This is a genomic window from Nocardia sp. NPDC058176 (genome assembly GCF_042883805.1).
GTDB lineage: Bacteria > Actinomycetota > Actinomycetes > Mycobacteriales > Mycobacteriaceae > Nocardia.
Genome location: NZ_JBHVVA010000008.1, coordinates 24,105 through 45,503 on the forward strand (window position 1 = coordinate 24,105; position 21,399 = coordinate 45,503).

23 protein-coding genes are annotated in these 21,399 nt (G+C 69.1%); 14 read left to right on the top strand and 9 right to left on the bottom strand.

What is annotated here, in order from left to right:
• Nucleotides 1-3 precede the first annotated feature (3 nt).
• A complete protein-coding gene (locus ACFVVM_RS29815) occupies nt 4-1,206 on the bottom strand; it encodes an argininosuccinate synthase (RefSeq protein WP_387625110.1) in 1,203 nt (400 codons plus the stop codon).
• Between the two features lie 330 nt (nt 1,207-1,536).
• On the opposite strand from ACFVVM_RS29815, the gene ACFVVM_RS29820 reads away from it, so the two are divergent.
• The 13 genes from ACFVVM_RS29820 (at nt 1,537) to ACFVVM_RS29880 (ending at nt 12,611) form a co-directional block, all read left to right on the top strand.
• On the top strand, nt 1,537-1,677 hold the full coding sequence (locus ACFVVM_RS29820) for a hypothetical protein (RefSeq protein WP_167659921.1): 141 nt from the start codon (nt 1,537-1,539) through the stop codon (nt 1,675-1,677).
• 36 nt (nt 1,678-1,713) lie between these two features.
• Nucleotides 1,714-1,848: a hypothetical protein gene (locus tag ACFVVM_RS29825; protein ID WP_276207247.1), complete on the top strand. Its 135-nt coding sequence runs from the start codon at nt 1,714-1,716 to the stop codon at nt 1,846-1,848.
• Between the two features lie 85 nt (nt 1,849-1,933).
• Nucleotides 1,934-2,089, top strand: coding sequence for a hypothetical protein (locus ACFVVM_RS29830; protein WP_387625113.1), 156 nt, complete (start codon nt 1,934-1,936; stop codon nt 2,087-2,089).
• Between the two features lie 352 nt (nt 2,090-2,441).
• A complete protein-coding gene (locus tag ACFVVM_RS29835; RefSeq protein ID WP_387625448.1) occupies nt 2,442-3,236 on the top strand; it encodes an MlaE family ABC transporter permease in 795 nt (264 codons plus the stop codon).
• A 1-nt stretch (nt 3,237) separates the two neighbouring features.
• The gene (locus ACFVVM_RS29840) at nt 3,238-4,098 is read left to right on the top strand and encodes an ABC transporter permease (protein ID WP_387625115.1); all 861 of its coding nucleotides are present in this window, start codon (nt 3,238-3,240) and stop codon (nt 4,096-4,098) included.
• Between the two features lie 9 nt (nt 4,099-4,107).
• A complete protein-coding gene (locus ACFVVM_RS29845; protein ID WP_387625117.1) occupies nt 4,108-5,538 on the top strand; it encodes an MCE family protein in 1,431 nt (476 codons plus the stop codon).
• Between the two features lies 1 nt (nt 5,539).
• Nucleotides 5,540-6,562 (top strand): MCE family protein, encoded by a 1,023-nt coding sequence (locus tag ACFVVM_RS29850; protein ID WP_387625119.1) that lies wholly within the window; start codon nt 5,540-5,542, stop codon nt 6,560-6,562.
• Nucleotides 6,559-7,590, top strand: coding sequence for an MCE family protein (locus ACFVVM_RS29855; RefSeq protein WP_387625121.1), 1,032 nt, complete (start codon nt 6,559-6,561; stop codon nt 7,588-7,590). Before ACFVVM_RS29850 ends, ACFVVM_RS29855 begins: the two co-directional genes overlap by 4 nt.
• On the top strand, nt 7,581-8,663 hold the full coding sequence (locus tag ACFVVM_RS29860; protein WP_387625123.1) for an MCE family protein: 1,083 nt from the start codon (nt 7,581-7,583) through the stop codon (nt 8,661-8,663). Before ACFVVM_RS29855 ends, ACFVVM_RS29860 begins: the two co-directional genes overlap by 10 nt.
• On the top strand, nt 8,660-9,739 hold the full coding sequence (locus ACFVVM_RS29865) for an MCE family protein (protein ID WP_387625125.1): 1,080 nt from the start codon (nt 8,660-8,662) through the stop codon (nt 9,737-9,739). Before ACFVVM_RS29860 ends, ACFVVM_RS29865 begins: the two co-directional genes overlap by 4 nt.
• Nucleotides 9,736-10,932 (top strand): MCE family protein, encoded by a 1,197-nt coding sequence (locus tag ACFVVM_RS29870; RefSeq protein ID WP_387625127.1) that lies wholly within the window; start codon nt 9,736-9,738, stop codon nt 10,930-10,932. The genes ACFVVM_RS29865 and ACFVVM_RS29870 overlap by 4 nt, the downstream gene beginning before the upstream one ends.
• Before the next feature lie 19 nt (nt 10,933-10,951).
• The gene (locus ACFVVM_RS29875; protein ID WP_387625129.1) at nt 10,952-11,494 is read left to right on the top strand and encodes a hypothetical protein; all 543 of its coding nucleotides are present in this window, start codon (nt 10,952-10,954) and stop codon (nt 11,492-11,494) included.
• 100 nt (nt 11,495-11,594) lie between these two features.
• On the top strand, nt 11,595-12,611 hold the full coding sequence (locus ACFVVM_RS29880) for a DUF6670 family protein (protein ID WP_387625131.1): 1,017 nt from the start codon (nt 11,595-11,597) through the stop codon (nt 12,609-12,611).
• A gap of 6 nt (nt 12,612-12,617) precedes the next feature.
• Here the strand turns inward: ACFVVM_RS29880 and ACFVVM_RS29885 are convergent, their stop codons facing one another.
• Together ACFVVM_RS29885 and ACFVVM_RS29890 are read right to left on the bottom strand one after the other, a co-directional pair.
• A complete protein-coding gene (locus ACFVVM_RS29885) occupies nt 12,618-13,229 on the bottom strand; it encodes a TetR/AcrR family transcriptional regulator (RefSeq protein WP_387625133.1) in 612 nt (203 codons plus the stop codon).
• A 63-nt stretch (nt 13,230-13,292) separates the two neighbouring features.
• The gene (locus ACFVVM_RS29890) at nt 13,293-14,699 is read right to left on the bottom strand and encodes an MFS transporter (protein WP_387625135.1); all 1,407 of its coding nucleotides are present in this window, start codon (nt 14,697-14,699) and stop codon (nt 13,293-13,295) included.
• Nucleotides 14,700-14,845: 146 nt separating this feature from the next.
• Here ACFVVM_RS29890 and ACFVVM_RS29895 point away from each other — a divergent pair, with 146 nt between their 5' ends.
• Entirely contained in the window at nt 14,846-15,397 is a 552-nt protein-coding gene (locus tag ACFVVM_RS29895; protein WP_387625137.1) for a TetR/AcrR family transcriptional regulator, read from the top strand.
• 64 nt (nt 15,398-15,461) lie between these two features.
• Here the strand turns inward: ACFVVM_RS29895 and ACFVVM_RS29900 are convergent, their stop codons facing one another.
• The 6 genes from ACFVVM_RS29900 to argC are packed head-to-tail and all read right to left on the bottom strand — an operon-like array spanning nt 15,462 to nt 21,329.
• Nucleotides 15,462-15,965 (bottom strand): arginine repressor, encoded by a 504-nt coding sequence (locus tag ACFVVM_RS29900; protein ID WP_387625139.1) that lies wholly within the window; start codon nt 15,963-15,965, stop codon nt 15,462-15,464.
• Nucleotides 15,966-15,999: 34 nt separating this feature from the next.
• Nucleotides 16,000-16,932, bottom strand: a complete 933-nt coding sequence (gene argF, locus ACFVVM_RS29905; RefSeq protein ID WP_387625141.1) for an ornithine carbamoyltransferase — start codon at nt 16,930-16,932, stop codon at nt 16,000-16,002.
• Complete coding sequence (locus ACFVVM_RS29910) at nt 16,929-18,131, bottom strand: acetylornithine transaminase (protein WP_387625143.1); 1,203 nt, start codon at nt 18,129-18,131, stop codon at nt 16,929-16,931. Before ACFVVM_RS29910 ends, argF begins: the two co-directional genes overlap by 4 nt.
• Complete coding sequence (argB, locus tag ACFVVM_RS29915) at nt 18,128-19,042, bottom strand: acetylglutamate kinase (protein WP_387625145.1); 915 nt, start codon at nt 19,040-19,042, stop codon at nt 18,128-18,130. The genes ACFVVM_RS29910 and argB overlap by 4 nt, the downstream gene beginning before the upstream one ends.
• Entirely contained in the window at nt 19,039-20,265 is a 1,227-nt protein-coding gene (gene argJ / locus ACFVVM_RS29920) for a bifunctional glutamate N-acetyltransferase/amino-acid acetyltransferase ArgJ (RefSeq protein WP_387625147.1), read from the bottom strand. Before argJ ends, argB begins: the two co-directional genes overlap by 4 nt.
• Nucleotides 20,262-21,329, bottom strand: coding sequence for an N-acetyl-gamma-glutamyl-phosphate reductase (gene argC, locus ACFVVM_RS29925; RefSeq protein WP_387625149.1), 1,068 nt, complete (start codon nt 21,327-21,329; stop codon nt 20,262-20,264). The genes argJ and argC overlap by 4 nt, the downstream gene beginning before the upstream one ends.
• Nucleotides 21,330-21,399: the final 70 nt, after the last annotated feature.

Below are 21,399 nucleotides of genomic sequence, written 5' to 3' on the forward strand. Positions count from 1 at the left end.
GTACTACTTCTGGTTCAGGTCGCGACGCGCGGCAACCTTGGAGGACAGGCCGTGGATCTGGACGAAGCCCTTGGCCAGCGACTGGTCGAAGGTGTCGCCCTCGTCGTAAGTGGCCAGGTTGAAGTCGTAGAGCGACTGCTCGGAGCGGCGGCCGTTGACGACGGCGGAACCACCGTGCAGCACCATCCGGATGTCGCCGGTGACCTGCTGCTGGGTGTCCTGCACGAAGGCGTCGAGGGCGCGCTTGAGCGGGGAGAACCACAGGCCGTCGTAGGCCAGCTCGCCCCAGCGCTGCTCGACCTGGCGCTTGTAGCGGCCCAGCTCGCGCTCGACGGTGACGTTCTCGAGGGCCTGGTGCGCGGTGATCAGCGCGATGGCGCCGGGCGCCTCGTAGATCTCGCGGCTCTTGATGCCGACGAGGCGGTCCTCGACCATGTCCAGGCGGCCCACACCCTGGCGGCCGGCGCGGGTGTTCATCTCCTCGATGGCCTGCAGCACGGTGACGGGACGGCCGTCGATGGCGACCGGCACACCCTTGTCGAAGCTGATGATGACCTCGTCGGGCGCCTCGAAGTTCACCGTCGGGTCGGCGGTGTAGTCGTAGACGTCCTTGGTCGGCGCGTTCCACAGGTCCTCGAGGAACCCGGTCTCGACCGCGCGGCCCCACACGTTCTGGTCGATGGAGAACGGCGACTTCTTGGTGACGTTGATCGGCAGGTTGTTCTGCTCGGCGAAGGCGATGGCCTTCTCGCGGGTCCAGGCGTAGTCGCGGACCGGAGCGATGACCTCGAGGTCGGGCGCGAGCGCGCCGATGCCGACCTCGAAGCGGACCTGGTCGTTGCCCTTGCCGGTGCAGCCGTGCGAGACGGTGGTGGCGTTGTGGAACTTGGCGGCCTCGACCAGGTGCTTGACGATCAGCGGCCGGCTGATGGCCGAGACGAGGGGGTACTGGCCCATGTACATGGCGTTGGCCTGGATGGTGGGCAGGCAGTACTCGTCGGCGAACTCGTCGCGCGCGTCGACCACGATGGCCTCCACGGCGCCGCAGTCCAGCGCGCGCTGGCGCACGACGTTCATGTCCTCGCCGCCCTGGCCGAGGTCGATGGCCACGGCCACCACCTCGGAACCGGTCTCCTTCGCGATCCAGCTGATGGCGACGGAGGTGTCAAGCCCACCGGAGTAGGCGAGTACGACGCGATCGGACATGTCTGTTGTGCTCCTCGAAGTGTGTCTACGTCATCTGCACGGGCTGCTCTGAGCAGTATGGATGCTCCGGCCGCCGATTCGGCTCGCGCCGTTGCTGCAAATGATTATGCACGATGATGCAATCTCATTCATAGCGGGGGTCGTCCAGCCTGGTCAACCACCCCAGCGACCCCGGCCGCCAACCACGACCGGCCGGTCGGCACACCGATGGCACCCGCCCTGGAAATCGCCATCCACCTGCGAAAACAAGTCGAAAGACCTTGGCGGTGCGCGGCATGTGTGAGACGCTGGTCACAGCAGCTACCCACCGGTCGGGGTCAAGGAGCCACCATGCAGCAACTACGTGATTTCGCCCAGGACAACTACGACCTCATCGGCACCGTCGTCGTCGGACTGGGAAATCTCAGCCTCGGCATCGCCAAGCTGGCCATCGATCTCGGCACACCGATCCTGCAGAACTTCTTCGCCTGACCGTCGGGTCCGCTTCAGCACAGGGAGAACCACCTCATGATCGATTCGGTCCTGCAGTTCCTGTCCGACCACTACGAGTCCGGCGCCACCCTCGGCCTGCACATCGGGCAGGTCCTGTTCGAGCACGGCGCGCCACTGACGCTCGCCATCCTGAATTTCCTCGCCTCCTGAGACCGCCGGAGACCCACCGCGTCGTCCGCACGTGTGGCACTCTGGGAGAGCACTATTCGGCTCGCCACACGTGAGGACGAACAAGATGCTCCAGCAGATCGCGCAGGAATTCTCCCTTCTCGGCAACAGCGTCCTCGATGTCGGACGCGCCATCGTCACACTGGTCCAGAACATCATCGATGTCGCGACGCCGAACAATCCCGGCGGCGGCGCGGGCGGCGGGCAGTACCCGTTCAACTGAGCACCGCAGCACCGAGCGGCCTCCGGTAACCAGCGGGCGCCCCCTCCCCTGCCGCGCGCTCGCGATGTAGCGCGCCGCGATCGGTTCCGTCGCGGCGAGACCTCCCCGGCTTCCGCCGTGCCCACTCCCGGCGATCATCCCCGAAATCGAAGACAGCCGACGGCTGCGCTTGCTACTGTCTGAGCCAGTTCTCTACGGCAGCGTAGAAATACGTTTTCTACGTACACGTAGTTCGACAGTCAGTTCTGGTCGCGCGGGTCGGCGACCATCGGGAACCGGGGTGATCGTCATCGTCGCGTCGCGCGAAAAGACCGCTGCACCAGCGGATCGTGAGCTCGTCGTCGAGTTCGGGCTGCGCTGGTGGCGCGAGCATCCGCAGCAGTCCATCGAGACCGCGGGCCGACAGGTCACCATGGCGTGGCGGGCCACCGCGGAGCTGGTTCTCGCCGTGGTCCACCGCCGGTTTCCCTTGCAGGAGTTCCTGCGGCAGTGCTCCTTCATGGCAGGCGTCTCAGCCACCCCGACCCTGCTGGTCGCGATTCCGGTCGCGGTCGTGGTGTCGATTCAGGTCGGCGCGCTGGTCGGCCAGGTCGGCGCGACGACGTTCATCGGCGCGGTCAACGGTCTCGGCATCATCCGGCAGGGTGCGCCGCTGGTCACCTCGCTGATGATCGCGGGCGCGGTCGGCTCGTCGATCTGCGCGGATCTGGGCTCGCGCACCATCCGCGAGGAGATCGACGCGATGCGGGTGATGGGCGTCGACCCGGTGCGCAGGCTGGTCGCGCCGCGACTGCTGGCGGCGGTGCTGGTGAGCATGCTGCTGTGCGGCTTCGTGGTGTTCATCGGCTTCGCGACCGGCTACGCGTTCAACGTCTTCATCCAGGACGGGACCCCGGGCTCCTACATCAGCACGTTCGCCTCCTTCGCCGTCGCGGCCGACCTGCTGGTGGCGATCGTGAAGGCGGCGGTGTTCGGCGCGCTCACCGCGATCATCGCCTGCGACGCGGGCCTGCACACCAAGGGCGGGCCGGGTGGGGTGGCGAACGCGGTGAACTCGGCGGTGGTCAGTTCGGCGATCGTGTTGTTCGCGGCCAATATCGCGCTGACCCAGATCTACAACACCGTGTTCCCGTCGAAGGTGCTCTGAGATGGCGGGCTATCTGCCGCCGGTGCTGCGGCCGTGGCGGGCGGTGCGGACGGCGACCCGGCCGGTCGCCGACGCGAATGTCCGTCTGGGACACCAGGGGATGGTGTTCCTCGAGTCGCTGATCGCGATTCCGTTCGTGCTGCGGCACTACCGCAAGGAAGTGGTGCGCCTGATCGTCGACGTCACCTGGGGCAACGGTGCGCTGGTGGTGGGTGGCGGCACGGTCGGCGTGGTGCTGATCCTGTGCGGGTTCGGCGGGGTCACCGTCGGGATGGAATCGCACACCGCGCTGGATCTGCTGACGATGAGTCCGCTCACCGGCGCGATCTCCGGATTCGCCACCACCCGCGAGCTGGCCCCGCTGCTGGCGACGATCGCCTTCGCCGCCCAGGCGGGCTGCCGGTTCACCGCCCAGATCGGTTCGATGCGGATCGCCGAGGAGATCGACGCGCTCGAGTCGATGGCGATCCGGCCGATGCCCTATCTGATCACCACCCGCATGCTGGCCGCGGCGGTGGCGATCCTGCCGCTGTACGCCATCGGCATGGCGACGGCCTATCTCGCCACCAAGCTGACGGTGTTCTTCCTCGGTGGCACCGGGATCGGCACCTACGACCACTACTTCCACCAGTTCCTCGACCCGGGCGACATCGTCTACTCGGTGCTCAAGGCGGTGGCCTTCGTGCTGGTCGCCACCTTCATCCAGTGCCACTACGGCTATGTCGCCGCGGGTGGGCCGGAGGGTGTCGGGGTGGCGGCGGGGCACGCCATCAAGATGACGATCATCGTCGTCGTCTTCCTCAATCTGCTTCTCACCCTGGCGATCTGGGGCGTCGACCCCGGCATCCGGATCTCGGGATAGGTGGTCGTGATGTATCCGGATCCCAGTGGACGCGGCTGGTCGCGGCGGCGGCTCGGCATGGCCGGAGTGGCCATGGCGGTGAGTCTGTCGAGCGTGGTCGCGCTGCTCGGCCTGCGCTACGCCGGCTATTTCGATGACGCCGTGCCGGTGACCGCGCGGTTGACCAGCACCGGTGACGGTCTGCCCGCCCGCGCCGATGTGCGCTTCCGCGGCATGCTCGTCGGTGCGGTGTCCGGGGTGGAGATCGCCGAGAAGGGGCTGCGCCAGCGGGTCGAGCTGGCGCTGGAACCGGCCGCCGCCGAGGCGATTCCGTCCTCGGTGACCGCTCGCGTGGTACCCGCCAACATCTTCGGTGTCACCTCGATCGAGTTGGTCGACAACGGCGCCGCGCCGGCACTGCGGGCCGGGGCGGTGATCGAGCAGGACACCAGCAGCGCGACCGTCGCGCTGCAGACCACGCTCACCACCTTGCGCGATGTCCTCGACCGCATCCAGCCCGCCAAGCTGGCCCGGGTGCTGGCCACCCTGGCCGACGCGCTCGACGGTGACGCCCGCCTGCCCGGTTCCACCATCGAACGCCTCGACCAGTGGATCACCGAGGTCCGCGCGCTGCCCGGCATCGGTGAGCTGCTGGGCGATCTGGGCGCTGCCGCGGCGGCGGTGAACCAGTCGGCGCCCGAACTCGTCGACGTCCTCGGCCGGTCGGTACAGACCGCCCGCACCATCACCGACCGGCGGGCCCAGCTCGTCGACCTGCTCACCGCCGCGGGCACCGCCACCGCGGCGACCCAGGAACTGTTCGCCCGCAATCCGGACGCGGGCAAGGAACTCGTGGTCGGCCTGGACGAGACGTTCGGCGCACTGGCCGCCGACCCCGCCGCGCTCACCGACACGATCCGCGGCTTGAACGTCTCGCTGAACCGCCTGTCGTCGGTGTTCAACTGGGGTCCGAGCAGGCAGATGCGCTGGAACGTGACGGTGTCGTTCACCCCGTTCCGTCAGTACACGGCAGCCGACTGCCCGCGCTACGGCCCACAGGCCGGGCCGCGTTGCGGCGGCGCGTCGGTCCCCGAAGTCGCCGCGCCGCAGCAGTATCCGACGCAGCTGATTCCCGGCTGGTTGTCGACAGCCGGTCCGGCACCACTGCCGACGCCACCCGGTCTGCCCGAGCTCTCGCTACCCGAGATTCCCGGCCTGCCCCTGCCCGCGATTCCCGGGCTGACCCTGCCCACCGTGCCCGGACTGGTCATTCCCGGTATCACCGCTCCCGCGAGTTCCACTGCGCCAGTCGAGGACTCACCGGTCCGGCCGATCGCGCTCACCGGCACCGATGCCGTCGCCGCCATCGTGGGCGGACGCCCGAACACCACTCAGATACTGCTGCTCGGCCCCGTTCTCGCGGGGTCGACCGTGACGGTCACCCCACCGGGAGGTCACTGAGATGCGCTCGCGCACCACCTATCTGGGCCTCGTCGTGTTCGTCACGCTCTCGCTGATCGCGACCTACACGATCTGGTCCACCCTGCAGCGCGCGGTCCCCGGCGACACCCACCGCTACAGCGCGACCTTCACCGATGTGCTCGGCCTGCGCACCGGTGACGACGTGCGCATCGCCGGGGTGCGCGTCGGCCGGGTCGACGCGATCGAGCTGGTGGATCGCCGTCATGCCAGGGTGACCCTGGCCGTGCAGTCCCGCCAGCGCCTGAGCACCTCGACCAGGGCGCTCATCCGCTACCAGAACCTGATCGGTCAGCGGTATGTCGCGCTGGACGCGGGCGAGACGCCGGGCGAACCGCTCCCCGCCGACGGCGCGATTCCCCTGGAGCGCACCGAATCCTCGTTCGACGTCTCGACCATGCTGTCCGGTTTCGAACCCCTGTTCAGCCTCCTGCAACCCGACGAGGTGAACTCGCTGTCGGAGACGCTCGTCCAGGCACTGCAGGGCGACGGCGTCTCGCTGTCGGCGCTGATCACCCAGGCCGCCGCGCTGGCGACCACCTTCGGCGAACGCGACGAGATCCTCGGCGCGGTGATCGGCAACCTCAGTGACGTGATCGCGAGCCTGGCCCACCGCAGCGGTGAGCTGGAGACCCTGATCACGCAGTCGCGCGCCCTGGTGACCGGCCTGTACGAGCAGGGCACGGAACTGGGCGACGCGGTCACCGGGATCGCCGAATCGACGACGAAACTCACCGCGCTGATCGAGCGGGTGGCGCCCGGGATGGCGCGCGCGCAGGAACAGGCGAGCACCGGGGTGGAACTGCTGCTGGCCAACGGCGCGCGGCTGGATCGCTCGGCCGTCGAACTCCCGCTGGTGCTGGCCGGGCTGGCCCGGGTCAGCGGCAACGGCACCTATGTCAACGCCTACGTCTGCAGCCTGGACGTCTCGCTGTGGGGTGTGGCGCTCCCACCCGGTCTGTTCTCCCAGATCGGCGGCGACTCGCACTCGGAGGTGTGCCGATGATCAGGGACCTGATCGACCGCGGTGTCGCCGCGGCGCGTGGTTCGACGGGGAACCGGAATCTGTGGCTCGGCATGGCCGCCGGGGCGGCCGTGGTGGCGCTGGTCCTCGGTTCCGGGGTGCTCTCGCGTGCCGATCTCGGCACGGCCACCGTGCACGCCGAGTTCACCCAGGCAGCCGGTCTACGCGCGGGCAACAGTGTCGACATCGCCGGAATCGAGGTCGGCACCGTGAAATCGGTACGGCTGGAACGTGATCGGGTGGTGGTTGGCATGAGCGTGGACTCCGACGTCGAGCTCGGGCGAGACGCGAAAGCTGCGATCAAGATGTCGACCATTCTCGGCAAGATGCACATCGAACTGGATCCGGGCACCGGCACCGATCTCGACGGCGCGCGGATCCCGCTGGCGGCCACCACCGTTCCCTACAACCTGGCCAAGGTGGTGAACGACCCGAAGTACCGCAACTCCTTCGAACATCTCGAGCGGCTCGACCCGAACGCGCTGCGCGCGAGCCTGGACGCGGTGAGCGCGCAGATGGGCGATTCGCCGCAGCTCACCGCCCAGGCGCTCGACAGTGTCGGCGTGCTGGCCCGGGTCATCGCCACCCGCCGCGACGAGGTGGACCAGCTGCTCGGCAGCATGGACCAGGTCTCGAGCCTGATCGCCGACAACCAGAACAGCGTGCTGTTGCTGCTGACCAGGGGCCAGGCCATCGGCGACGCGGTGGCCAAGCGACGCGAACTGCTGCGCGAACTCCTCGACAATGTCGCCGCGGCCTCGAAGATCCTGCGGGACATGGGCGTCGACAACGGCGGCAGGCTCGGCCCGCTCATCCACAGCCTCAACACCATGTCCGAGGGCCTGGAGAAGAACCGCGACAATCTCGACGCGCTGTATCAGGTGATGCCGGTGACGGTGCGCCAGTTCAACAACGGCTTCGGGCAGGGGCCGTACGGGGAGGTCTACATGCCGTGGTTGTTCCCGGACAACTGGCTGTGCCTGGCGCACGCGATCGAGGGATGCCGATGACGCGCACCGTATTCCAGGTACTCACGCTGGTGATCCTGTCGGTGATCGGCGCGGGTTGCTCGTCGATTCCGGTGTCGCTGCGCCCGGATTCGCTGCAAATCAGCGCCGATTTCGACAGTGCCGCCGGGCTTTTCGTCGGCAACGAGGTGTCGGTGCTCGGTGTGCCGGTGGGCCGGGTCGACGCGATCGAGCAGCGTGGCTCGTTCGTGGAGGTGCGGATGACCATCGAGGGCGGCACCGAATTGCCCGCCGACGCCATGGCCGCGCTCGTCTCACCCCAGCTCATCACCAACCGGCATGTCGAACTCACCCCGGCCTACACCGGCGAGGGCCCGACCTTGACCGACGGCACGCACATCCCGCTGGCCCGCACCAGAACTCCCGTCGAACTCGACCGCATCCTGCGCAATTTCGAGCAGCTCGGTGCCGCGCTGAAGGGCGACAACGCCGACGGCCCGATGGCCAGCCGGGTGCTGTTCCCGATGCTCGACGGCAACGGCGACCGGATCCGCGAAACCCTCGACGCGCTCGCGGGCGCCTTCGAGGTGACCCTGGCCAATCGCGATCAGATCTCGAGCACGGTGATCGAACTGAACGAACTCACCGCCGTGGTCGCGGGCAACGATCAGACCGTGCGCGATTTCAGCGCCCGGCTCACCGAACTGGTCACCCTGCTCGCCGAGCAGGCACCCGGGCTGGCCGCGGTGCTGGCGCAGGTGAACGACTTCATCGCCAACACCTCGACCGTGCTCGACGAGAACCGGGCCCCGCTCACCGACGCGGTGCGGCGACTGGTCGGCATCACCGCGCAGATGCGTGACAATGCCCGCGGACTCACCGAGATCGTCGACGTCGCGCCGCTGCTGTTCGAGAACCTCTCCCGGTCGGTCAGCCCCGAGCATCAGGCGCTGCGCCTGCATCTGCTCACCGACAAGTCGTTGCTGGACAACGAGATCCTGTCGCTGCTGTGCGAACGCGTCGCGCTGCGGGCCGACGGGTGCCGCACCGGCAAGCTGATGGACTTCGGCCCCGACTTCGGGCTGACCGCCGCGCTGCTGGGACTCACCGGATGAGCCGCGCCGCCCGCCTGGTCCTGTCGGTGGTCACCGTGTTCGGGGTGACCTCCTGCGCGGTGACCGTCGACAATGTGCCGCTGCCGCGTCCGGGCGTCGACGGGCCGTCCTATCGCCTGCACGCGGTGTTCGACAACGCGCTCAATCTGCCGGAACGGGCCAGGGTGAAGATCGGCGGCACCGATATCGGGGTCGTGACCGGCATCGACACCGTGGATTTCCTGGCCGAGGTCGAGCTCGAGGTGCGCCGTGACATCGCGCTGCCGCGCGGCACCCGCGCCGAACTGCGCCAGGCCACTCCGCTGGGCGACATCCACGTCGCGGTGACCCTGCCCGAGCATCGGCCGGGTGCGCCGCTGCTGTCCGACGGCGACACCATCGACCGCGAGCACACCTCGGCGGGCGCCTCGGTGGAGGAGCTGATGATGGCGATGTCGATGCTGCTCGACGGCGGTGCGATGAACCAGGTCGCCCGCATCACCTCCGAGCTCAACGCGATCGTCGGTGGTCGCGGACCGCAGCTCTCGCATCTGCTGACCGAACTCACCGCCGTGCTGGGCGCACTGAATCAGCGCACGGACCAGATCGATTCGGTGCTGCACGGTCTCGACGGACTCACCTCGACGCTGCGGGCTCGCAAGACCGAACTCGGTCAGGTCGCCGACACCTTCCCCGAGCTGATCTCGGTGATCGCCGAGAACAACCGCGCCATCACCGATCTCACGACGCAGGTCGCCACGGTGACCGCCGCCCTCGGTGATTTCACGTCGACCACCGGCCCGGAATTCCTCAGCTTGTTCGACAGCGTGCAGGCCCTGATGACCGGATTCACCCGGATGGGCGACGATCTCGCGGGCACCCTCGACACGTTCAACGCGCTCTCCCCCGCGCTACAGGCCAGCACGCGGGGATCGAGTCTGGCTGTCGCGGCGACGATCTCCTATCTCGACATCGGCGCGCTCACCGACCCGGCGGGCAGCCGGATGCCCGACGGCACCGATGTGACGGCCTTCGTCGGCAGTCTGGCCCAGGTCCTCGCCCGGGTGCTCGGGCGCTTGCAGGGAGGTCCACGATGATCGATCGTCTGGCCGGGATCGTCGTCCGTCTCGCGCGGTGGACGCATCGGTTCCGCACCGTGTTCGCCATGGTGGGGATGGTCGGGTTGCTGCTGGTCGGCTCCGCGTACATCGCCGTCGACGTCGTCGGGGTGCGGCCGCTGCGCACGACCTACACCGTGCAGGTGCGGCTGGAGAGCTCCGGCGGGCTACTGCCGCACAGCAATGTCACCGTGCGCGGCGTGCGGGTCGGTACGGTGCGCACCCTCGATCTCGATGAGAGCGGCATTCGCGCCGTGGTCGACATCGACAGTGCGGCAAAGATTCCGGTCGGCTCGCCGGTGGCGGTGGGACGGTTGTCAGCGGCGGGTGAGCAGTATCTGGACTTCCGGCCCGAGACCGGCGACGGGCCCCATCTCGCCGACGGGGCGGTGGTGTCGGCGGATCAGGTGAGCACACCGGTCACGATCGACTCGTTCCTGTCGAATACCGGCGCGCTGGTGGCCGGGATGAATCCGGAGCGGCTCACGGTGATCGTCGACGAGCTCGATCGCGCCCTCGGCGGCGGGCCCGATGTGCTGCGCTCGGTGATCAGCGGGCTCAGCCAGGCGATGGCGGGGCTGACCGGGCTGCTCCCACAGACCAGCGAGCTCATCCGCAATCTCCAGGTCATCGCCGAGACGACCAGCCACGCCCAACCCGACCTCACCACCCTCGTCCGCGGCTCGGGCACGCTGTTCGACCAGATGACCGCCGCCGACCAGGAAGTGCGCGAACTGCTCGACCTCGGGCCGGGCAGGCTCGCCACACTCGGCGGGGTCCTCACCGAGACCACCGATCCGCTCACCGATCTGGTGACCAATTTCGTCGCCATCACCCGCGCCGCCCGACTGCGCACGCCCGCCATGACGGCACTGTTCCCGGCCCTGCGCACCGGGGTGGTGGCGATCGGAGTTCCAGCCCACGGCAACGCTTTCCACACCCTGGCCGACGCCTGGCCACGCCCCACCTGCGAGTACGAAACCATCCCGGTCTCCCCCGCCGAGGTCTCCGACGGGCGCAGCCGTCTCTACAACTACTGCGTCACCAGTCATCCCGAGCTGCAGATCCGCGGTTCGGCGAACGCGCCCCGATCGGCGGGACCCGACAACGGATCGGGTCCGCCGCCGGGAGTAACCGGCGATGAACTCTCGATTCCGCTGCCCGCCAATTAGATTCCGCGAGGACCTGCTGATGACCACCGAGCCCATCGACGAGACCGCGGCCGAACCGGGTCGCCGACTCTCGTTCGGCCGCACGACGATCGCGTTCAGCGCCGCGATCACCCTCACCGCCGTCGCCACCGCGACCTGGTTCGCCGTGGACAACCACGACCTGCGCGCCCGCGAGCAGGCCCGCGCCGCCGCCCATCAGGCCGCCTGCGCCTATGCCCCGGTCCTGGCCCGCTACGACGCCAACGACCTCGACACCTATTTCGCGGCCGTCCTGGCCGGTGCCACCGGTGACTGGAAGACCGAATTCGACGCCACCAGCCGGGATCTGCGCGAGGTGCTCACGCAGGGACAGGTGGTCTCCACCGTGGGCACCGTCCAGTGCGCCATCGAATCCGCCGACGAGACGACCGCCGAGGCCGTCGCCGTCATCAACCAGACCATCACCAGCCTCGGCACCGGGGGCGAACCGGCGCCCGGTCAGCTCTCGGTCTCGCTGTCGCTGCGCAAGGACGCCGACCGCTGGCTCGTCAGCAAAGTCAGCTCCCCGATGCTCGCCCGCTAGCCGACAGGTTTCGCTTCAATTGACCACATGGTAATTTCCTCATTGGTCAATTGAGTACGTGGCACAACGGTGTGTCACCAGCGAAAGGTGTGGTTCCGCCATGTCGATGACGACCTCACTGCTCCACGGCGTGCAGCGTGCCGCCTCGGGCGCCCATGCGCTCGCGGGCACCCCGTTCGATCCCGCGACGCCGTTCCATCCGCCGCGCGGGCGGTACAGCACCGTCCACTACGGGCTCATGTTCCCCAGCCTGCCCGCGCCGTTGAACTTCCTCGACTTCATCACCGTCATCGGGCAGCCGAAGATCGGGATCTGGCACAACAACCACCTCATCGAGACCTCGGCCGCCGATACCGCCTGCCTGCTGGCGGGCGCCGGTGTCCAGTTCCCCGGACAGTTCCGCGGCTACCAGGTCGCGCGGGAACTCGACCTCGCCGAGGACGGCAGCGCGCTGCGCTTCGGCGACGAGTTCCTGGTCGAGGGAAGCTACCCGAATTACACCGTCGCCTACCGGAATCCGGAGTTCACGGTGGATCTCGAGGTGCGTGCCACCGACAAGGTCGCGCACTTCGCGAAGGTGCGGGGTGGGCTCTACGACCACTGGTCACTGCTGTGCGATTACGCGGGCACGGTCGTGCACCACGGCACCCGCTACGAGCTCGCGGGCCTGAGCACCCTCGAATACGCCCGGGCCGTCGCCATCGACCTGCGGTTCGCCTTCTTCACCTATCAGATCATCAATCTCGACGCCGACACCCAGGTGCTGATGGTGGAGTTGCTCGGGCCGCTGGGCGTGCCGGTGCAGCGCGCGGTCTATCTGCGGTCGCGCCACGACCACGGCGGGGTCTTCGAAGACGGCTTCCACTTCGAGGTCACCCGGCTCGAGCCCACGGCCCGGCGTACGCCCAACGGTCGCGAGATGCGGCTGGGCACCGAGTTCTCCTGGGCCGTCGACGACCACGACGGCAACGAGCTGATCAGCATCGATGCCGTCGTCAACGACGACTACGTCTACGGCATGACCGGCGGCTATGTGGGCAGCTACCGCTACACCGGCGCCTTCCGCGGGCGGCCGATCACCGGCACCGGGTACGTCGAATACGTCGGCACCCGCTGACCTCGATCACTCGATGCCGGCCACGTCGACGAACAGCGCCGACATCAGCCGCCCGCTGCGCGCGACCATCGCCTCGGCGGTCTCCTCGGGATGGCGCGCCCACCAGGCGACCAGCGCCGACACGATGCCCATCCACACCTCGGTCAGCGCGGACAGATCCACCGGATCGGTGACACCGCGCGCACCGAGCACCGTGCTCGCGCCGCGCGCGGCCTGACCGGCGATCCGCTTGCGCGCGGCGCGGGCGGCGTCGGCGGCCACGCCGTCGGCCGGATGCGAGGTGTCGGACAGGATGTTCCAGTGATAGGGCCGGTCGGCGAGCGCGCCGAAGATCGCCGCGAGGGTGCGCTCGGCCATCTGCATGTCGGGCGGACCGTCGAGCACCGGCTCGATGGCCCCGCACACCGCGTCGGCGGCCCGCTCGACACAGGCCACATACAACCCGTCCTTGGTCCGGAAGTAGTTGTACACCAGCGGTTTCGACACCCCGGCCAGCTCGGCCACCCGGCCCACCGACAGCCCCGCGTAGCCGACGTGACCGATGTGTTCGCCCGCCACATCGAGGATCTGGCGTTCCCGCTCCGCGCGCGGCACCCCCTTGGTCCCCGCTGTGCTCACCGCATCATCCGTTCCTCGGCCGACAATTGACGAATCATCTCGATTCGGTAATTTACCAAATGGTCACGGTCGGGTGCCGCGGAAGGTGAGGGCGACGAGCGCGGTGACGGCGGCGATGCCCGCGGCGGCAGCGAAGGCGGCGGTCACACCGCCGACCAGGGCGTCGGCCGGTGCTCCGCCGGTCGCGCGGGACGCCGTGCCGAAGACCGTCACCAGGATCGCCAGGCCGAGCGCGCCACCGGTCTGCTGCAGGGTCTGCAGCGCGCCGCCCGCGGCACCCGCCTCCTCCGCCGACACCGTGGACATGATGACGACGTTCAGCGGCGACACCGCCAGACCCATCCCGAGGCCGATGGCGGTCATCGCCACGAACAGCAGCGGGAAGTAGGCGCTGTCGGTGGTCAGCCGGGTCAGCAGGAGCAGTCCGGCGGCCAGGGTGACCGCGCCGGTGATCGTCACCGGTTTCGGGCCGAAGCGCGGCAGCAGCCGGGGTATCAGCCTGGCGACGGCGAACATCGCGACCGCGGTCGGCAGGAACGCGAAACCCGTTGCCAAGGAGCTCATTCCGCGCACATCCTGCAGGTACTGGGTCAGGAAGAAGAACATCGACATGCCCGCCATCGGCACGAGGAACATGTTCAGATACGCGGCGGCGCGATCGCGGTCGGCGAACAGGCGCAGCGGCAACAGCGGATGGGCCGACCGCGACTCGAGGACCACGAACGCGATCAGCGCCACCACGCCGACGCCGAGCCAGAGTTCGGTCGCGGCCGCGCCCCAGCCGTCGGCGGCGGCGCTGATGAAGCCGTAGACGAGCGCCGCGACACCGCCGGTCGCGGTGATCGCGCCGGGCAGGTCCAGTCGCGTGCGGCGCCGCGGCACCTCGGGCAGGTAGCGCAGCGCGAGCGCGACGATGACGAGCCCGAAGGGCACATTGATGAACAGGACCGAGCGCCAGTCGAACCACGCGGTGAGCAGTCCGCCGAGCAGGAGTCCGATCGCGAAGCCCGCGCTCGACATCCCGGAGAACAGCGCGAGCACCCGCATGCGGGCCTTGGGCTCGGCGAAGGTCGTGGTGAGCAGGGCGAGGGTGTTCGGCGCGGCCATGGCGGCACCGATGCCCTGCGCCACCCGCGCCGCCAGCAGCCAGCCCGCCGAGGGCGCGAGGCCACCGGCCAGCGAGGCGAGGGTGAACAGCAGGGCGCCCGCGAGGAACAGCCTGCGGCGGCCGAACAGGTCACCAGCGCGGCCGCCGAGCAGCAGGAGACCGCCGAAGACGAGCGTGTAGGAATTCATCACCCAGGACAGACCGGTGGCGCTGAAGTCCAGGTCGGTGCGGATTCGCGGGAGCGCCACGTTCATCACGGTGACGTCGAGAATGATCATGAGCTGGCAGGTCAGCAGGGTGGACAGGACGATTCCGGGCCGGACCCGGCCGCGCCGAGCGGCTACCGAGAGTGTGGTGGTCAAGAGCGCTCCATCGACGAGGAAGCCAAACGGAGAGAGTCTCCGTTTATGACAGAGCTAGCATAGGGAGAGTGTCTCCGGTTTCGCAACCCTAATCGGAGACTTCATCCGTTTCCAGTGGAGGATCTGTGGACGCACCGTCGCGGCCGATGCGTGCCGACGCACGCCGCAACTACGAACGCCTCCTCGACTGCGCGCGTGAGGTTTTCGCCGAACAGGGCATCGACGCCCCGCTCGACGACATCGCCCGCCGCGCCGGCGTCGGCCCCGGAACGCTCTACCGGCACTTCCCGAACCGCACCGTGCTGATGGAGGCCGTGTACCGCTCCGCCATCGAGACCGTGGGGGCGCGAGCGACCGAATTCCGCACGACGCTCCCGCCGGCCGAGGCGTTCGAAGCGTGGTTCCGCGAGCTGGTCACCTACATCATCGAAAAGCACGGCCTGGCAACCACACTCAAGGCCGCGATCGACCGCACTTCCGACGATGTGCTCGCCGCCTGCTCCGCCGTGCTCGTCACCGCCGCCGACGAGGTGCTGACCCCGCTGCAGGAAGCGGGTACCTTCCGCCCCGAGGTCGGCCCCCGCGACATCCTGCGCCTGGGCCATGGCATCGGCGCGGGCTGCCAGAACGCCCCCGACTCCGCCCCGCTGCTCATCGACATCGCCCTCGCGGGGCTCCGCGTCCAGCCGACCGGTTGAGCGGCCTGGCTCGCGCCCACGAGATCGCCTGCCAGGGTTGACATTTCGCCCGGATGGTCCGGACTCAGGCCAGCCCTTCGATCTTGGCGGCCAGTTCGGCGCCGGTGAGGGGTTCGCGGGCGATGACGGCGATGGTGTCGTCGCCGGCGATGGTGCCGACGATGTAGGGCAGGGCGGCGCGGTCGAGGGCACTGGCCAGGAAGTGGGCGGCACCGGGCGGGGTGCGCAGGACGGCGAGGTTGCCGCTGGCGTCGGTGGAGACGAGCAGGTCGCCGAGGAGTTTGGACAGGCGACCGGTGCCACCGGTGACACCGCGGACGGGGCTGCCGTCCTCGGGGACGATGTAGACGCCCGCGCCACCGTCGGCGGCGCGCAATTTCACCGCGCCGAGTTCGTCGAGGTCACGCGAGAGGGTGGCCTGGGTGGTCTCGATGCCCTCGGCCGAGAGCAGCGCGGCGAGCTCGGTCTGGCTGCGGACCGAGTGCGCCGACAGCAACTCCACGATGCGGGACTGGCGGCCTGCGCGGGTGCGGGCGATGGCGGGCGAACTCTTGTCGGGCGCGCTCATCGCTTCACCCCCACGCAGGCCCCGGTTCGCGGTCTCACGCGGCGGCTTTCGCGAGCAGCCAGACCAGCAGCGCCTTCTGGGCGTGCAGTCTGTTCTCGGCCTCGTCCCAGACCACGCTGTGCGGGCCGTCGAGCACCTCGTCGGTGATCTCCTCGCCACGGTGCGCCGGAAGACAGTGCAGCACAATGGCTTCCGGATCGGCGTGGGCGAGCAGTTCGGTGTCGAGCTGGAAGGGACGGAACGGGCCGACGCGGTCGAGACCGTCGTTCTCCTGACCCATGGAGGTCCAGGTGTCGGTGACGAGCACGTCGGCACCGGTCGCGCCGACGACCGGATCGCCGGTGACCGACACCGTCGCCCCGGTTTCCGCGGCGCGCTTGGCGGCGGCGTCGAGGATCCAGGGCAGCGGCTCGAAACCGGCGGGCGCGGCCACGGTCACGTTCATCCCGGCCGTCACGCCACCGAGCAGCAGCGAGTGCGCCATGTTGTTGGCGCCGTCGCCGAAGTAGGTGAGGTTCAGGCCGGTCAGCGCACCCTTGCGCTCGGCGATGGTCTGCAGATCGGCGAGCACCTGACAGGGATGGAACTCGTTGGACAGCGCGTTCACCACGGGAACCGTGGCGGTGGCCGACATCTCGTCGAGGCGGGACTGTTCGAAGGTCCGCCAGACGATGGCGTCGACGTAGCGCGAGAGCACGCTGCCGGTGTCACCGAGGGTTTCCTCCCGGCCCAGCTGGGTGTCACGGCCGTCGACGACGACCGCGTGCCCGCCGAGCTGGGCGATGCCGAGCTCGAAGGAGAACCGGGTGCGGGTGGAGTTCTTCTCGAAGATCACCCCGACCCCGCGCGGGCCGTCCAGCGGCCGGTGGGCGAACGGGTTCTTCTTCAATTCCGCGGCGAGGGCGAGGATTTCGGCCTGTTCGGCCTGGGTCACATCGTCGTCGCGGAGAAAATGGCGCAGGCTCACTTGGTCGCTCCCTTGGCATCGGCGGCGGCCTTGTCGAGGATCTCGGGCAGGTCGGCGAGGAAATTGTCGGCCTGGGTCTCGGTGAGGACCAGGGGCGGCGCCAGCCGGATCACGTCGGGCTTGGCGGGATTGAGCAGGTATCCGGCCTCGCGCGCCCGTGCGTCGACCTGCGCGGAGATGGTGTCGCGCAACACGATACCGATGAGCAGTCCCGCGCCACGCACGTGATCGATCTGGGGATGCTCGAGCAGGGCGATGCCGTCGCTGAGCTTCTTGCCGACCCGTTCCACATGGGTGAGCAGGTCCTCGTCGTCGATCGTGCGCAGCACCGCCAGCGCCGCGGCGGCGCAGACGGGATTGCCGCCGAAGGTGGTGCCGTGCAGGCCGGGGGTGAGCAGTTCGGCCGCGCGGCCCTGCGCCAGCACGGCGCCGATCGGCAGGCCGCCGCCGAGGCCCTTGGCCAGGGTGATCGCGTCGGGGACGATGCCCGCCGCCTGGTGCGCGAAAAACGTTCCGGTGCGGCCGATTCCGGTCTGCACCTCGTCGAGGATGAGCAGTGCGCCCGCCCGCGAGGTGATCTCGCGGGCCTTGGCCAGGTAGTCGAACGGCGGGACGACCACGCCGCTCTCGCCCATCATCGGTTCGAGGAACACCGCGGCGGTGTCGGCGTCGACGACGGCCTCCAGTGCGGCGGCGTCACCGTAGGGCACGTGGACGACGCCGGGCGGCATCGGTTCGAACGGCTCCCGCTTCGAGGGTTGACCGGTGAGCGCGAGCGCGCCCATGGTGCGGCCGTGGAAGGCCTCCTCGGCCGCGACGATCTTGGACCGGCCGGTGAGCCGGGCGATCTTGAACGCGGCCTCGTTGGCCTCGGTGCCGGAGTTGCAGAAAAACGCCTTGCCCTCGCCGTCGCCGAAGTGGGCGAGCAGCTTCTCGGCCAGCTCGATCACCGGTTCGCTGGCGTAGAGGTTCGACACGTGGCCGAGGGTGCCCAGCTGCTGGGTGACCGCCGCCAGGATGGCCGGGTGGGCGTGGCCGAGGCTGTTGACCGCGATGCCGCCGAGGAAATCGAGGTAGCGCTTGCCGTCGGCGTCGTAGAGCACGGCACCGGCTCCGCGCACCAGCGCGACCTTCGGGGTGCCGTAGTTGTCCATCATCGCGGCCGACCACCGCTGCTGCAGTTTCGCTACTTCGCTCATGATTGCGTTCCATCCGGCGACCCCGCGGGGGTCACCATGGTTCCGATTCCTTCTCCGGTGAACAGTTCCAGCAGGACCGAGTGCGGGACGCGCCCGTCGATCACATGGGCGCTGGGCACCCCGCCCCGCACCGCGCGCAGGCAGGCTTCCATCTTGGGCACCATGCCCGCATCCAGGCGTGGCAGCAACTCCGCCAGGGCGTCGGCGTCGATCTCGCTGGTCAGCGAGGAGCGGTCCGGCCAGTCGGTGTAGAGGCCCTCGACATCGGTGAGGACGACGAGTTTCTCCGCGCCGATGCCCTCGGCGAGAGCGGCCGCGGCGGTGTCGGCATTGATGTTGTGCACGATGCCGTCGGCGTCGGGGGCGATGGTGGAGACCACCGGGATGCGGCCCGCGTCGATCAGGTCGAGCACGGCACCGGGGTTGACCTCGGTGACGTCGCCGACCAGGCCGATGTCGGTGGCCACACCCTCGACCGCGACGGTGCGCCGGGTCGCGGTGAACAGGTGCGCGTCCTCGCCGGAGATGCCGACCGCGTAGGGGCCGTGGGCGTTGATCAGGCCGACGAGTTCGCGCCCGACCTGGCCGAACAGCACCATCCGGACCACGTCCATCACCTCGGGGGTGGTGACGCGGAAGCCGCCGCGGAACTCGCCCGCCATGCCGAGCCGCTTCAGCATGGCGTTGATCTGCGGGCCACCGCCGTGCACGACCACCGGGTGCACGCCGACGGTGCGCAAGAAGGCCATGTCGGCGGCGAAGGCGGCCTTGAGCTCGTCGTCGATCATGGCGTTGCCGCCGTACTTCACGACGACGACCTTGTCGCGGAACTTCTGCAGCCACGGCAGCGCGTCGGCCAGGACGTGCGCCTTGTCCAGGGCCGAAAGGCTGTGCACCACACTGCTGCTCATGAGCTGTACGCCGAGTTCTCTTCGACGTAGGCGTACGAGAGGTCGGTGGTGCGCACCATCGCGGTGCCCTCGCCGACATTGAGCTCGATCAGCACGTCGATGTCCTCGCCGGACAGGTCCACTTCGCGCGCGCCGGGCGCGCCGACACTGTCGACGCAGACCGGATTGCCGTTGAACGACACCGCGATCCGGTTCGGGTCCAGGGTGATCGGGGCGATGCCGACCGCCGCCAGGACGCGGCCCCAGTTCGGGTCGGAGCCGAACAGCGCGGTCTTGACCAGGCTGTCGCGAGCCACCGCGCGGGCGGCGGTGAGTGCCTCGTCCTCGGTGGTCGCGCCGGTGACGGTGACCCGCACCCGCTTGGTGACACCCTCGGCGTCGGCCATGAGCTGGGCGGCGAGGTCGTCGCAGACGGTGAAGACGGCGGCGTCGAGATCCTCCTGCGACGGGGCGACGCCGCTGGCGCCGTTGGCCAGCAGCAGGACGGTGTCGTTGGTGGAGCAGGAGCCGTCGACATCGAGCCGGTCGAAGGTGTACTTCGTGGCCTTGCGCAGCGCCTCGTCGAGCTGCTCGGGGGTGGCCACCGCGTCGGTGGTGAGCACGACGAGCATGGTGGCCAGCGAGGGGGCGAGCATGCCCGCACCCTTGGCCATGCCGCCGACGTTCCACTTGTCCTCGTGGTGGAAGGCCGATTCCTTGGGCACGGTGTCGGTGGTCATGATGGCGTGGGCGGCGTCGGAGCCCCCCGACATGCCGCCACCCATCTCGTGCACGATCTCGGTGATCGCGGGGATCAGCTTGTCCATCGGCAGCCGGTCACCGATCAGGCCGGTGGAGCACACCGCGACCTCGCCCGCGCCGGTCTCGGTGCCCCAATTGCTCAGTGCGGCAGCGAGTTCCTCGGCCGTCTTGTGGGTGTCCTGGAAACCGCCGGGGCCGGTGCAGGCGTTGGCGCCGCCGGAGTTCAGGATCACCGCGCGCACATGGCCGGATTTCAGCACCTGCTGTGACCACAGCACCGGTGCGGCCTTGACCTGATTGCTGGTGAACACGCCCGCGGCGGCGTATTCGGGGCCCTCGTTGAGGACCAGGGCCAGGTCGGGCTTGCCGCTGGCCTTGATGCCCGCCGCGATGCCCGCCGCGCGGAAGCCCAAGGGCGCGGTGACGCCCTGGGTGTGGATCAGTTTGCCATGGTCCGGCGTCTGCGGATCAGGGGTCGTCACGGTGCCACTCCTACGGTGGAAAGTCCTGCGGTCTCGTCGAATCCGACGGCCAGATTCATCGATTGCACCGCGGCGCCCGCGGTGCCCTTGGTCAAGTTGTCGATCGCGCCGATCACCACGAGCAGGCCCGCGTCGGTGTCGACGGCGACCTGGAGGGTGACGGCGTTGGAGCCGAGGACCGAACCGGTCTGCGGCAGTACGCCTTCGGGGAGCAGATGCACGAAAGGCTCGTCGGCGTAGGCCTTCTCGTAGACGGCGCGCGCCTCGGCGAGGTCGACCTTCACCGGGGCGGTGCAGGTGGCCAGGATGCCGCGCGGCATGGGGGCCAGTACAGGGGTGAACGACACCGAGACGTCGACCCCGCCCGCCGCGGTCAGGTTCTGCGCGATCTCGGGGGTGTGCCGGTGCGCGCCCGCGATGCCGTAGGCCCGCACGCTGCCCATCACCTCGGAGCCGAGCAGGGCAACGTCGAGCTTGCGGCCCGCGCCCGAGGTGCCGCTCACGGCGACCACGTGCACGTTCGGCTCGATGATGCCCGCCGCGATCGCCGGGGCCAGCGCCAGGCTGGACACGGTCGGGTAGCAGCCGGGCACCGCGATGCGCCGGGCACCGGTGAGCCGGTCGCGCGCGCCGGGTAGCTCGGGCAGACCGTAGGGCCAGCTGCCCGCGTGGGCGCTGCCGTAGTACTTCTCCCAGACGGCCGGGTCGGTGAGCCGGAAGTCGGCGCCGCAGTCGATGATGACCGTCGACTCGGGCAGCGCCTGGGCGATGGCGGCGGACTGGCCGTGCGGCAGGCCGAGGAACACGATGTCGTGCCCGGCCAGGGTCTCGGGGGTGGTCGCTTCGAGGATCCGGTCGGCCAGGGGCAGCAGATGCGGCTGGAGCGCGCCCAGCGCGGTGCCCGCGTTGGATCCGGCGGTCAGCGCCCCGATCTCGAGGCGCCCGGTTCGGTATTCGGGGTGGGCGAGCAGCAGACGCAACACCTCACCACCGGCGTATCCACTCGCACCGGCGACGGCCACCCGCAAGACGGGTCCCGAAGTCTCCACAGCCGAATCAACCATGTGATGATTATGCACGACTATGCAAGCTCATTCATAGACAGGTCCGCCCCATACGGCCCCACCAGCCAGA